The 13175-nt window shown below is 24.8% G+C and carries 14 protein-coding genes and 8 tRNA genes; 4 read left to right on the forward strand and 18 right to left on the reverse strand.

All coding sequences use genetic code 4. The annotated features are described in order from the left end of the window. Positions 1-123 precede the first annotated feature (123 nt). A tRNA-Trp gene (locus ACXX89_RS03520) sits at positions 124-198 on the forward strand. A 5-nt stretch (positions 199-203) separates the two neighbouring features. On the opposite strand, the gene ACXX89_RS03525 is transcribed toward ACXX89_RS03520, so the two are convergent. From ACXX89_RS03525 to smpB, 18 genes are all read right to left on the reverse strand, one after another. Further along, positions 204-2327: an ATP-dependent Clp protease ATP-binding subunit gene (locus tag ACXX89_RS03525; RefSeq protein WP_436358986.1), complete on the reverse strand. Its 2124-nt coding sequence runs from the start codon at positions 2325-2327 to the stop codon at positions 204-206. Between the two features lie 115 nt (positions 2328-2442). Further along, the gene (locus tag ACXX89_RS03530) at positions 2443-3087 is read right to left on the reverse strand and encodes a hypothetical protein (protein ID WP_458557676.1); all 645 of its coding nucleotides are present in this window, start codon (positions 3085-3087) and stop codon (positions 2443-2445) included. A 111-nt stretch (positions 3088-3198) separates the two neighbouring features. Continuing rightward, entirely contained in the window at positions 3199-3798 is a 600-nt protein-coding gene (locus ACXX89_RS03535) for a hypothetical protein (RefSeq protein ID WP_458557677.1), read from the reverse strand. 118 nt (positions 3799-3916) lie between these two features. Next, positions 3917-4048 (reverse strand): S26 family signal peptidase, encoded by a 132-nt coding sequence (locus ACXX89_RS03540; protein WP_436358991.1) that lies wholly within the window; start codon positions 4046-4048, stop codon positions 3917-3919. Positions 4049-4095: 47 nt separating this feature from the next. Next, entirely contained in the window at positions 4096-6237 is a 2142-nt protein-coding gene (locus tag ACXX89_RS03545; RefSeq protein WP_436358992.1) for an ATP-binding cassette domain-containing protein, read from the reverse strand. 275 nt (positions 6238-6512) lie between these two features. Further along, positions 6513-6587: transfer RNA gene (locus ACXX89_RS03550), tRNA-Gln, on the reverse strand. 3 nt (positions 6588-6590) lie between these two features. Continuing rightward, positions 6591-6674: transfer RNA gene (locus ACXX89_RS03555), tRNA-Tyr, on the reverse strand. A 105-nt stretch (positions 6675-6779) separates the two neighbouring features. Then, positions 6780-7091 carry a hypothetical protein gene (locus tag ACXX89_RS03560; protein ID WP_436358993.1) on the reverse strand — a complete coding sequence of 104 codons (312 nt, stop codon included), beginning with the start codon at positions 7089-7091 and terminating at the stop codon, positions 6780-6782. Positions 7092-7204: 113 nt separating this feature from the next. Next, positions 7205-7711, reverse strand: coding sequence for an adenine phosphoribosyltransferase (locus ACXX89_RS03565; protein ID WP_436358995.1), 507 nt, complete (start codon positions 7709-7711; stop codon positions 7205-7207). A gap of 81 nt (positions 7712-7792) precedes the next feature. After that, positions 7793-8626, reverse strand: a complete 834-nt coding sequence (locus ACXX89_RS03570; protein ID WP_458557678.1) for an FAD synthase — start codon at positions 8624-8626, stop codon at positions 7793-7795. Continuing rightward, positions 8626-9426 carry a YcsE-related riboflavin metabolism phosphatase gene (locus ACXX89_RS03575; protein ID WP_436358998.1) on the reverse strand — a complete coding sequence of 267 codons (801 nt, stop codon included), beginning with the start codon at positions 9424-9426 and terminating at the stop codon, positions 8626-8628. Before ACXX89_RS03575 ends, ACXX89_RS03570 begins: the two co-directional genes overlap by 1 nt. Before the next feature lie 2 nt (positions 9427-9428). Further along, positions 9429-10283, reverse strand: coding sequence for a tRNA pseudouridine(55) synthase TruB (gene truB / locus ACXX89_RS03580; protein ID WP_436358999.1), 855 nt, complete (start codon positions 10281-10283; stop codon positions 9429-9431). Positions 10284-10363: 80 nt separating this feature from the next. Continuing rightward, positions 10364-10448: transfer RNA gene (locus ACXX89_RS03585), tRNA-Leu, on the reverse strand. 53 nt (positions 10449-10501) lie between these two features. Then, positions 10502-10577, reverse strand: a tRNA-Thr gene (locus ACXX89_RS03590). Position 10578: 1 nt separating this feature from the next. After that, a tRNA-Val gene (locus ACXX89_RS03595) sits at positions 10579-10654 on the reverse strand. A gap of 6 nt (positions 10655-10660) precedes the next feature. Then, a tRNA-Glu gene (locus tag ACXX89_RS03600) sits at positions 10661-10736 on the reverse strand. 1 nt (position 10737) lies between these two features. Beyond that, positions 10738-10812: transfer RNA gene (locus ACXX89_RS03605), tRNA-Asn, on the reverse strand. Between the two features lie 132 nt (positions 10813-10944). After that, positions 10945-11376: an SsrA-binding protein gene (gene smpB, locus ACXX89_RS03610; protein ID WP_436359000.1), complete on the reverse strand. Its 432-nt coding sequence runs from the start codon at positions 11374-11376 to the stop codon at positions 10945-10947. Between the two features lie 151 nt (positions 11377-11527). On the opposite strand from smpB, the gene rpmG (ACXX89_RS03615) reads away from it, so the two are divergent. From rpmG (ACXX89_RS03615) to ACXX89_RS03625, 3 genes are all read left to right on the forward strand, one after another. Further along, complete coding sequence (gene rpmG, locus ACXX89_RS03615; protein WP_436359001.1) at positions 11528-11680, forward strand: 50S ribosomal protein L33; 153 nt, start codon at positions 11528-11530, stop codon at positions 11678-11680. 169 nt (positions 11681-11849) lie between these two features. Continuing rightward, positions 11850-12002 (forward strand): 50S ribosomal protein L33, encoded by a 153-nt coding sequence (gene rpmG / locus ACXX89_RS03620; protein WP_436359001.1) that lies wholly within the window; start codon positions 11850-11852, stop codon positions 12000-12002. Positions 12003-12021: 19 nt separating this feature from the next. After that, a complete protein-coding gene (locus ACXX89_RS03625; protein ID WP_436359003.1) occupies positions 12022-13083 on the forward strand; it encodes an aminopeptidase P family protein in 1062 nt (353 codons plus the stop codon). Positions 13084-13175: the final 92 nt, after the last annotated feature.

Here is a 13175-nt window from a genome sequence, read left to right on the forward strand (position 1 = left end):
TTTTCTCCTTAAATAAAAACATAAATTTGGTGTCCCAAATTTATGTCCCTGTTTACCTGTTTAAAGTTATTTTAGTTTTTATTTTCAAAAAAAGGAAAATATGCTACAATATATTTTGTTAGTAGAGGTGTAGTTCAATGGTAGAACAACGGGCTTCAACCCCGTGTGTTATGGGTTCGAGTCCTGTCACCTCTGCCATTTTTTTATTCCTTTTTTCAAGTAATAGAGTTTTTAGTAACACTTAAAATATTTATATTTTCTTTTGAAATATCTTTATTAATAATACTATTTGCAATTAATGTTTCTATATTTCTTTTAATAAATAATTTAATAGGGCGAGCACCAAAGTTTAACACATCTGTATTATTAACAATGTAATTTAATAATTCATTTTCACAAACAATAGAAAATCCTGTATTTTCTCTAATTCTAGTTAATAATTTATCTAATTCAAGTTTAGCAATATTTTTAAGAACATCTTTTGATAAAGGATTAAATTTAATAATTTCATCAATTCTATTTAAGAATTCTGGCTTAAAATGCTCAAGTAATTTTTCTTTAATTGTTTCCATTGAAATTTTAGGATTATCTAGAATTTCAAGAGCTGCAATATTGCTTGTCATAATAATGATAGTATTTTTAAAATTAACCTTTCTTCCTTTAGAGTCTGTTAAAGTTCCATGGTCCAAAATTTGTAATAATATATTAATAACATCAGGATGTGCTTTTTCTATTTCATCAAATAAAATTATAGAATAAGGATTTTGTCTAATTTTTTCAGTTAGTTGTCCTCCTGTTTCATAACCAATATAACCTGGAGGAGAACCAATTAATTTAGATACAGAGTGTTTTTCCATATATTCAGACATATCTAATCTAATCATTTGTTTTTCTGAGTTAAATAAAAGAAGGGCTAAAGCTCTTGCAAGTTCTGTTTTTCCAACTCCAGTTGAACCTACGAAAATAAAGGAACCTATTGGTTTATCTGGATCATTTATATTTGCTTTTGATCTTAAAATAGCTGCATTAACTAATTCAATTGCTTCGTCTTGTCCTTTGATTATATTTTTTAAATCAGTTTTTAAATTTAATACTTTAACTTTATCTTCTTCAATTAATTTAGCAACAGGAATTTTAGTTCATTTTGAAACAATTTTTGCAACATCTTCAGCTGTTACTTCGTCTTTTATAAAGGAATTAGTGCTATTTTCTATTTTTGTTTCTATTTCTTTAATTTGATTTTCCACTGCTGGAATTTTATTATAGATAATTTCAGATGCTTCTTTAAATTTCCCTTCATTTTGAAAAATTTTAAAATTATTTTTTAAATCATCAAGATAATTTTTTAATTCAGCAATTTTAGAAGTTTGGTTTTTTTCTTCATTAAAGATTTTTTCTTTTGATTTTATTTCTAATTCTAAATCTTTTATTTTTTCGTCTAATTCCTGTATTTTTTCTTTGTTTTCGTCATTTTTTGAACCTTTTAAAGAAATTTTTTCCATATTCAATTTTGCAAATTCTTGTTTTAATTTTTCAATTATTTCAGGTTGATAATTAGTTTCTACTTTTAAAGTAGCACTAGCTTCATCTACTAAGTCAATTGCTTTATCTGGTAGAAATCTATCACTAATATATCTTGAAGAAAGATTTGCAGCAGCTACTAATGCCTCATCGGAAATTTTAATTTGATGGAAATTTTCCATTCTATTTTTAATTCCTCTTAAAATTGTTATAGTGCTTTCAATTGAAGGTTCACTTACATCTATTTTTTGCATTCTTCTTTCAAGTGCTGCATCCTTTTCGATATAAATTTTATATTCTTCAAGAGTGGTTGCACCAATTAATTTTATTCCACCTCTTGCCATAATTGGTTTAATAATGTTAGCAGCATCCATAGCGTTATTACCATTTCTTCCTGTTCCAATTAAAAGATGAATTTCATCTATAAAAACAATAATTTCACCGTTAGAATCTTCAATTTCTTTAATTAGTTTTTTTAATCTATCTTCAAATTGACCTTGGTAAGAAGCACCAGCAATTATAGAAGCTAAATCTATTTCTCATACTTCCTTATTTTTTAAACTTTCAGGTACATTACCTTCAACAATTTGTCTTGCCAAACCTTCAACAATAGCTGTTTTCCCTACTCCTGGTTCTCCAACAAGAACGGGATTATTTTTTGTTTTTCTTGAAAGAATTGTTATTATTCTTCTGATTTCTTCATCTCTTCCAATTACTGGATCTAATTTATTTTTTAGTGCCAAATCAGTTAAGTTTTTCCCAAATTCTTTTAAAGGGCTTTTGTTTTCTTTATATTCAAAATTCATATTATCACTCCTTTTTATTTTTTTCTAAACAAATTATAGCACATTTTTTGGCAGTCTAATAAAAAGAGTGCCAAATTTTTTGAAATAAAAAAATGAAGTTATTAATAACTTCAAATTAATGTCTTTTCTTTCTAGAAATTTCTTTAATTGATTTTATAAGTTCTTTTGCAATAATTTTACCAATTTCTTTTCCTGCGGACTTAGCAGCAGTTTTTGCTAGTGTTTTAGCAAAAGATCTAACTTCTTTGGAACGAATGAATTTATATCATTTTAATTTTAATTCTTTAGTTTTATCTGAAGTTACATTAACAAATTCATTTGCTTTTCTTTGTGCTTCTGCTTCATTATCCCCTTGTGATTTATAGAAAAAGACAAGAACTTTTTTATAAATTTCTTTTTGTTTTGAAAGTTCATTAGCTTTTATATCTTTTACTTTAGAATAATCAAAATCATTTTCATTTCCTTTAAATTCGCTATCAGAAGGTTGTTCTTCTGTTTCTTCGTTTGAACTTGTTGTTTTTGAAGGATTTGCAGGAGCAGGGTTTTCTGGATTGTTATTTACAGGGGTTGTTTGAATGTTTGAACCTGGTTCACTTGGATTTTCATTTGAAGGGGTTGTAGGAACAGGTTGTTCTGGGGTTGCAGGTTGTTTGGTTTCTGAATTATTATCACTTTTAGCTTGTTGGCAAGAAACAATAAATAAAGCAGAAACTGGTAAAACAGTTAGTGTACTTAATGTTAAAATTTTTGCTTTTTTCATATATTTTCCTTTTTTAAGTTTATGATAATACCATTTTACAAAAAAAAAAAAAAGCAAGTTTTTGGCAAAAAAAGAAAAATCCCTTTAGAATTTTCCTTATTTTTAATATTTTTAGTGTTTCTTTCTTTTTATAACTTCTTTAAGTGAATAGAAAATCTCTTTTGCTAAAAGTTTTCCAATTTGTCTAATGGAACGTTGTTTAATTGCTGTTTTAACAAAATTTCTAACTTGTTGAGAACGAATGAATTTGTATCATAAAACTTTTAATTCTTTTGGATTTGTACTTTTATTTATAAATTCAGTTGCCTTTTTATTTGCTTCTTCTTCTGAATTTCCTTGTCATTTATAAAAAGGAACGAGAATTTTTTTAAAAATTGCTTTCTTTTTAGATACTTCGTTTTCTTTGTATGCTTTTACTTTAGAGTAATCAGAATCATTTTCATTATTGTCAAAATGTTCATCACTAATTTGATTTTCATAATCTTTGTCATCTTCACCATCTTTAGGATTAGAATCAGAAGGAGTAGTTGATTTTGGTGTTACAGGATTTGGATCAGTATTTACAGGTGCTGGTGAAGCAGGAGCAGGATTAGTTGGTTGGTTAGTTTGATTTCCTGATTCAGTTTTAGTTTGTTGGCAAGAAACAATAAATAGAGCAGAAACTGGTAAAACAGTTAGTGTACTTAAAGATAAAAATTTAATTTTTTTCATATTTTCCTTTTCTTTTTATTTTTATTAGTTTCATTTTACAAAAAAAAAAAAAAAGCAAGTTTTTGATAAAAAAATAAGAAAACAGGCATTTTTATCCTGCTTTCTTAAACTTTTAATTTTATGAAATAACTTTAGCAATAATTTGAGAATACAAAACATAACCAAAATTTTTGCTATCTATGGATGAAAGAACATTTTTACCTAAAACAAAATATTGATTTTCTTTTAGGTGAATTTCTAAATTATGCATTTGTATTTTGTTTTTATTATCAAAATAGTTTCTTTTTAGAAAATATTTTATCTTAAAAGATTAATTGCCCTTTTTTTGTATGTTAAAAATGAGATTAATAAATAAAATAAATAATAACCAACACTTATTATTAATCAAACAAGTAAACTAATACTTAAAAAATATGAATAGTTTATCTCTAAAAGTTTAAATCCAGGACTTATATTTATAACAAGATAAAATGAAGCAAAAAATGAAGGAATTAAAAATATTAAAACCGATAAACTTAAAATAAGATAAGAAAAGGAATGGTATAAAAATATATTTAAAACTTTTGTTTTTAAAAGTTTTAGAATTCCAATTACTCTATTTTTAGAATCTGTTAAAAATTTAGAAAAAAGAATAATTGTAATAAAACTAATTGCAGAAACAACAATAACTAAAAGTAATAATAAGTAGGCAATGAAATTATTACCAACTGCTAATTGTTTATAAACTTGGGAATTATTTGTTGTTAATTTTAAATAAGGATTAATTTCTTTTAATTCTTCTTTTAAAAGATTAGTATCGTAGTTGGGTTTTGTAAAAATTGTAAAAGTTGGTTGATATTCTGATGCAAAATATTTAAAGTTACTATCTGTTGTTTTGAGTTCAGGATTAGTGCTTTCAAAAAAACCAACAACTTTAACTAAAAAATCATTATATCCTGTATTTAATTCTAAAAACGAATTAAGTTGCACGTCATATTTTTCTTTAATTTCTTTACTTAAATTAATTTCTTCATATGATTTAGCTTTTTGACCTTCAATTATTTGGTCAGTATCATTTATAACAGAATAGGACTTGATATTTATTTCATTTTCATTAGCAACATTATATTTAGTTATTTGATTAGTTTTTCTTAGTGAAAAACCTTTAAAAAAATAATTTTCATTTGTTTTAATAAAGGAAGAAAGGGTTTTTGAAGAAAAGAAATTTAAGTTTTTGTTTTCAAAATTTAAAGAATTATTAATTGCACTAATAGTTAATTCCTTTTGTAAATTGCCAAAATTTACGTTAACCTTATCATTGATTTTTAAATTATATTTTTTTGCAATTTCTTCTGAAATTATAAATTCATTTTCATTTTCTGGAAAATTTCCTTCTATATTTAAATACTTCAACCTATCTTTAAAAAAGTTGTCATTTTCAATAGTTTGAAATTTTAATATTTCTTTTTCGTTGTTAATTACAAGTTTTACTACATAATTATCATATGTATCTAAACTATAATTAATTGATTCTAGTTGCTTTATTTTTTCTTTTTCTCCAGGATTAAGTTCATAAGATTGATTAATTTGTTTTGTTATAAACGCTTTATCAAAATCTGAAAATCTTGTATTTTCATTTTTAAGAGCTAAATTATTGCTTGAAAATAGCATAAAAATAGGGACTATTAAAATCGCTATTAACATAATAATAAAAGAAATAAAGAAAGAGTATTTCTTTTTAGTTATGTCAATTAAACTTAAATAAGGAGCAGGTAATAATTTATAGAATTTATTTCTTTTTTTACTTATTTTGTGATTAAAAATTTCTTCTTTTGGAGTAGGTGTTTTCTCTTCATTCTTTTTAAATTCCTTTGCATTTAAGTCATAATAGCTATCAGCATATTTTTTAACTAGATCAATATCGTGAGAAACAACAATAACAAGTTTATTTTGTGATATTTTATTAAATATATCAAAAATTTTATGGGAATTTTCTTCATCTAAGTTGCTTGTTGGTTCATCTGCAAGCAAAATATCAAAATCTCTTACTAGAGACCGAAGAATAGTTACTCTTTGTCTTTCTCCTTCAGATAATAGTTTAACCTTTTTCTTTAAAAGTGTTTCATCTAACTCTAAATCTTTTGCTAGCTCAATAATTTCTTTTTCATCAATAGTTTCAGAATTAACATTTAAAGAAATTTTTATATTTTGAAAAGCGTTTAAATCTTCAATTAAGTTAAAATCTTGAAAAACAAATTCAATTTTTGGGTTTTCTTTCTCAAAGGTAATAGTTCCAAAATCAGGATTGATTAAGTTACTAATTATGTTTAAAAAAGTACTTTTACCACTTCCTGATTTACCTAAAATACAGAAAATTTGTTTATTTTCTATATTTAGTTCCTTTATATCTAAAACTCTTTTGTTTTTAAAAGACTTTTTTAAATTTGAAATTTTAATCATTTTCTCCTCCTAATAAAAATAATAAAATAAAAGATCTTTTTTCAAGACCTTTTTCTATTTATAAATATTATTATAAGGTTTAAAAAAATCTTGATTTATAGACAAAAATAGTGTTAAAAATTTTAACAATAATTTTTTTATTTTTAATAATGTATTTAAAATTGTTATTCATTATTTTTATCTCTTTCTTTTATTTTATTAGTTTAATTGTAGCATATTTTTAAATTTGATTAAAAAAAGAAGCAAAGTATTTTGCTTCTTAGGTCATTTTTGATTGGCTGCCCCAGTTAGATTCGAACTAACGCATCGCGGCACCAAAAACCGCTGCCTTACCGCTTGGCCATGGGGCATTATGGTGGGGGGGGAGGGATTCGAACCCCCGAATCGTTAGAAAGTGGGTTACAGCCACCCGCGTTTGGCCGCTTCGCTACCCCCCCATAAAACAATATTATTATACACTATTTTTACAAAATAGGAAGAAATTATTATTGTTTTTTTGTTTATTTAAAATATTTTGCTTTGAAAATTATATAAATTGATAATTAATTTAAGCCAACAACTATATAATTATCTGCTCAGATTTCAGGGAATGTTCCTTTTTTCATAATAATTGTGAAAAAATCTATAATAAAACTAAGTAAAAGACATGTTCACAATAATTTAAATAAGAATAATCTTAACATTCTTCCAGAACCATAACTATAAGTTATCCCTGTTACTTTCATACCGAAAGTAGGTTTTCCAGAACAGAATTGAATAATTTGTATTACAAACATTACTCCAACTGTAATAACTGCTAAAAAAGTATCAATTCAACTAGCAAAAAATCTTCTTCAATATCCAGCAATCTTCATTTTTATCCTTTCCAATTAAAATAATATAAAATTATATCATTTTTTTTAATATTTCAAATTAATAATTAAGACATTTTATTATAAAAAAACCAGAATTTGCTGGTTAAAGTATCTTAAATTTTTATTAATGATTCTACTTCATAAGGTTTTAGCATATCACGACCTTTTAGTTCTTCTAATTCCATAAGAAGAACAATTTTTTCAACAGTAGCTCCTTGTGATTCAACTAAATTAATAATAGCTCTTGTTGTTCCACCGGTTGCAAGAACATCATCTATAATTATAGCTTTTTGCCCTGGTTTAATCATTCCTTTTTGCACTTCTAAAGCATTTGAACCATATTCTAAATCATAATTCATAGATACTACTTCACCTGGTAATTTATTTGGTTTTCTAACCATAATAAAAGGTTTTTTTAGCATAGCAGCAACTGGAGTTCCAAAAAGAAAACCTCTAGCATCAGGTCCAATTATTATATCTGCATCTTTGCTTAATTCACTCATTTTATCTATCACATATCTTAAAACTTCCCCATTAGCAAGTAATGGAGAAATGTCTTTAAATAAGATTCCTTTTTTTGGAAAATCTTGAACATCTCTTATATATTTAATTAAATCCATAACTTTAAAATTATATTACATATTTTTTATTTTATTAAGAGAAATAAAAAAATGCTTTTATTTTAATAAAAAAACTAATTTTTAATAACTAAAAAGCTTTTTAATTTCTTCTTTTTCTTTAGTTGTTAATTGATTTTCTATTTCTGTTGTGATTATTCTTTTTTGTTTTACAAATTCAATAAAAACAATTTCTATTGATTCAATTTCTACTTTTAAACCCTCAAAGAAAAAGATTTTATCTTTTTTTAAAACAAAATCCCTTCAAAGAATAACTGGATATTTTTTTTCATTTCATATTAAATAACAAAGGTAAATTCCAGCTGGAAAAATAGTTTGATTTTTAAGGAAGAAAACTTCATTTTTAAAATTTATTTTAGCTTTTATGAAAAAATTTTCTACTAAATTTTTATTAATTGCTTCAAAATTTCCACTAACTAGCAATTCTTTTAAAAAAGAAGTAGATATTTTTCTTTCATTTTCTTTATAAAGTTCTACTATTTCAGTATCTGCAAAATAATCTTTTATTTTTTGTGCATTTAATAAACCATTTTTTCCTAATTTAAAGTCTGAACCTATTATAAATTTAGTTGCTCCTTTTTTAATTAAAAGATTAATAAAATCATAACCGTCAGTATTTTTGATGTTTTCATCAAATTTTAAAAGTAAAATGTAGTTAATTTTTAAATTGGCAATAACTTGAATTCTGGAAAATAAATCTGAAAAAAACTTTTGATTATTTTTAGGTAAAATTTCAGGATTTTCAAAAAGTAAAATTGTTATTTTTTTATTATATTCTTTTGCTTTTTCTAATAGTTTTAAATGCCCTTTATGAAAAGATTCAAAAGATCCTAAAATAAAGCAAGAATCTTGCAATTCTTGGTTATTGTCATCATTGAAAAGTATAACTTTTGTCATTAATAAATAATTCCTAATTCTTTTAGTTTTAAATATGTTCCTTTTTCTTCAGAAGAAAGTGCTGTATCTTTAGCAACTTTTATAACAAAATCCGGAGCACCATCCATAGCAATTCCATAACCAACTTCTTTTATCATTTCATAGTCATTTGAACCATCACCAAAAGCAATCATTTCTTGAAGTGAAATGTTTATAATTTTTCCTAATTCTTTTAGTCCTTTAGCTTTATTACTGTTTAATGTACTAATAAAAAAACCTTTTGATCATGTGGAATTTATTTCAAGATTTAAATCATTTTTCTTTAAAAAATCGGCTGTTTTAGAAATTAAATTAGGATCAGAACTTTTTACAGTTATGATATGCAAGTTATTTTGATCAAACTCTAAATCAGTTAATTTTTTAAATTTTGCGGTGTGATCTTTTAAAAATCAATTATTAAAATCATGACCTTCTGAAAAATAACCGTATTTATCTGTCATTACACTATAATCACAATTTTCCTTATCTAAAAAATTACTTAATGTAATAAAATCATTGTAATTTATTTTATCTTCATAAATAATTTTTTTCTTTTTGCAATCAAAAATAAATGCTCCATTAGCTCCTAAAAAGTAATCTACTTCTACTTCATCAAGAAGATTACCGATTGTAATCATTTCTCTACCTGTACAAAAAATAACCACTATTCCTTGTTTTTTTAAATCAACAAACATTTTTTTGATTTCTGGAAAAAAATCTTTTTGTGTGTATGGTAAAAGTGTTCCATCTATATCAAAAGAAATTAATTTATATTTTTTCATTTTTACTCCATTTTTAAAACTTTATTTATTATATTTCCAAAAAGTTTATTAGAAAACATTTTTTGTTTATAAATTCTACCAAATCCAACAATTTTATTATTAAAAATTAATACAATTTCTTGTTTATCATCTTCTTCTATTTCAAAATTAAGTCCTTTTACTAAAGTTTTAAGTTGCATATCATTTAAAACAAATTTAGGCAAATTATTATCGATTATACTCAAAGGATCTATTTGTTCCAAATGAAGATCATCTAAAGTTAAATTACTTAACTTTGTTCTTTCTAAAGAGGTCATAATGGCAGAAGTATTTAATTTATTAGATATATCTCTTATTAAACTTCTTATATAAGTTCCTCTAGAAACTGTTGTTTCAAAAGTTAATTCTTGTTTTTCATAATTGAACTCTATGATTTTAATTTTTTCAATGCAAACTTTTGATTTGGATAAAACTATATTTTTATTTTCTCTTGCTAAATCATAAGCCCTTTTTCCATTGATTTTTTTAGCAGAAAAAATAGGTGGAGTTTGCATATAGCAACCAATAAAAGAATTTATTTTTTCTTCAATTTCTGCTAATTCTATTTTTTTTGTGTAATTGATTTCAGTAATTTTTCCTTCTATATCTAAGGTATTTGAATCTAAGTGAAATTTCATTGTGGTTATATAAGTTTTTGTGCTTTTATCTAAATAATTAATTAATTTTGTATCTTCATCTGTTGCAACTAACAACAATCCAGTAGCCATTGGATCTAAAGTTCCTGTATGACCGATTTTTTTAATATTATTTTCTTTTGCAAATTTTTTTATTTTTTGAAATGAACTTATATTTTTTTCTTTGTATAAAAGTTTAATCATATAATAAATATTACTTTAAAAAAACAAAATAAAAAGCAAAATTTAATAATTTTGCTTTAATGATAATTATAAAAATTATATGGTGCGCAAGAAGGGACTTGAACCCTTACGCCGTAAAGCACTAGAGCCTAAATCTAGCGTGTCTGCCAATTTCACCACTCGCGCATTTTAAGGTCATGTTAAAAGGAATCGAACCTTTTTTTAAACCAATAACATGATGGTGCCGTCTATAGGAATCGAACCTACGACCTACTGATTACAAGTCAGTTGCTCTGCCTGCTGAGCTAAGACGGCATGGTGGAAGATGAGGGGCTCGAACCCACGACCTCCGCCTTGTAAGGGCGATGCTCTCCCAACTGAGCTAATCTTCCTAAAAATGGTGACCCATACGGGACTCGAACCCGTGAATGCATGGATGAAAACCATGTGTGTTGACCGCTTCACCAATGGGCCATGGCGCCGATTGCGGGGATCGAACCTGCGACCAACTGGTTAACAGCCAGCTGCTCTACCGCTGAGCTAAATCGGCATTTAGCATTGCAAATAATAATGCTTTATTATTATACTACTTTTTTTAAAAAAACAAAATAATTTTTTATTTTTTTTCTTCTTATTAAAAAAGCAATTTTATTTTATCATAATTTTGAAATTTATGCATTTTTTAATAAATAATTTTTTTAATTGTTCTTTCTAATTCTTTTTCTTTTTCAGAAATCCTTTTATCTATTTTATTTTTACCTTTAACTAAAGCTAATTCAACTTTAACTTTATTTTTATCATTTCAATAAAACATTAAAGGAACAAGAGTAAATCCTTGTTGTTTTTGTTTTAGTTCAATTCTCTTTAATTGATTTTTATGTAAAAGCAATTTTCTTTCTCTCTCTTCATCTCCTTTTACGGCCATATATAAGGAAATATGTAAGTTAGTTAAATATAATTCACCTTTTTTAAAAGTAGCATAACAATTTTTTAAGTTAAAATTGTTAGCTCTTATGGATTTAATTTCTCAACCAAGTAAAGAAATTCCACATTCATATTTTTCATAAATTTCATAGTTGAAATTTGCTATTTTATTTTTTTGAATTATTTTCATAACTTTTCCTTTCTTATATAATATTATTATAGATTAAAAATGATTTTAAATATAAATTTACAAAAATAAAAAGATTAAAAAATAAAAAAATGTGAATTTTTTGATAAAATTTTTTTATCTTTTATTTATAAAAATACAATAAGGAGGAAAAATGCCAAGAGAAGGTGTTACTTTAAGATGCAATGAATGTAAAATGGAAAATTACATAACAACAAAAAACAAAAAAACACAGACAGAAAAATTAGAAATGTCTAAACACTGTCATAAATGCAACAAACATACATCACATAAAGAAAAAAAATAATTTTCCTTGTGTTTCCTTTATAAAAGAATAAATACTATATTTAAATTTTAGTTTCTACTCTGCTTTATTATAAATGCAGAGTTTTTTATTAAAATTTAATTTTAAAAATATTTTCTTCTTTTTGTTAAAATTAAATTAATTAAATTATTATTTTATATTAGGAGGAAAAATGCCAAGAGAAGGTGTTACTTTAAGATGCAATGAATGTAAAATGGAAAATTACATAACAACAAAAAACAAAAAAACACAGACAGAAAAATTAGAAATGTCTAAACACTGTCATAAATGCAACAAACATACATCACATAAAGAAAAAAAATAAGAAAAGAGATAAGTTAAAAATGAATAGAAAATATTTAGATATAACATTAACAGAGAAAAAATTAGATGCAATAATTTCATTTGCTCCACAAACAAGACTTTGATTATCAACAATTCAATCAACAGATGGAATTACTGTGATGGAAAAAAATAAATCATATGTTTTTGTTGATGGACGTTACTATGAATATGCAAAAAAACAAGTAAAAAATGCTGAATTAGTTTTATTTAACAAAGAAAATTGAGATAATTTTTCTAAAAGCAAAGAATACAAAAGAATTGGAGTTGAAGCTGATTATATAACTCTTGTTGAGTTAAATAGAATAAAAAAATCATTTCCAAACAGTGAAATAGTTGAAATTTCAGGTCAAAAACTTAGAATACTAAAAGATGAAGAAGAAGTAAAATTAATTAAAAAAGCTATTGATATTTCACTAGAGGCTTATGATGAATTACTAAAAGAAATTAAAGAAGGACAAAGCGAACAAGAACTTGATAGAAAATTAAACTTTTTAATGAAAGAAAAAGGTGCACAAAAAGAATGTTTTGATTCTATCATTGCTGCGGGAGCTAATTCTGCAGTTCCACATCACCACCCAACTTCTGCAGTAGTTAAGTCAGGAGACTTATTAAAAATTGATTTTGGTGCTATTTATAAAGGTTATGGAGCAGATATAACAAGAACATTTATTTTTAATCCTAATAACTCAAAAGTAGATCCTAAAAAAGAAGAAATTTTACAAATTGTTAAAGAAGCTGCACAACTTGGAAGACAATTTGTAAAACCAGGTATAAAAGCTTCTGAAGTTGATAAAGTATGTAGAGATTATATTGAATCCAAAGGATATGGTGAATATTTTGTTCACTCTACAGGGCATGGTCTTGGAATTGATGTTCATGAATTACCAAATGTTTCATCATTAAGTGATTTTGTATTAGAAGAAGGAATGGTTATTACAGTTGAACCTGGTATTTATATAGAAGGTTTTGGTGGAGCAAGAATTGAAGATGATTTACTTGTTACAAAAGAAGGATCAATAACTTTATCTAGAAAAAATGAAATAAATGGTATTGGAAAATAATCTTATTAAAACGAATATAAAGAAAAAATGCGGAAATTAAAGTGGGACAAAAAACTTAACATTAGGTTAAGTTTTTTTGTTCGCCTTATTAA

The sequence above is a fragment of the Mycoplasma sp. 1012 genome, from assembly GCF_054343455.1.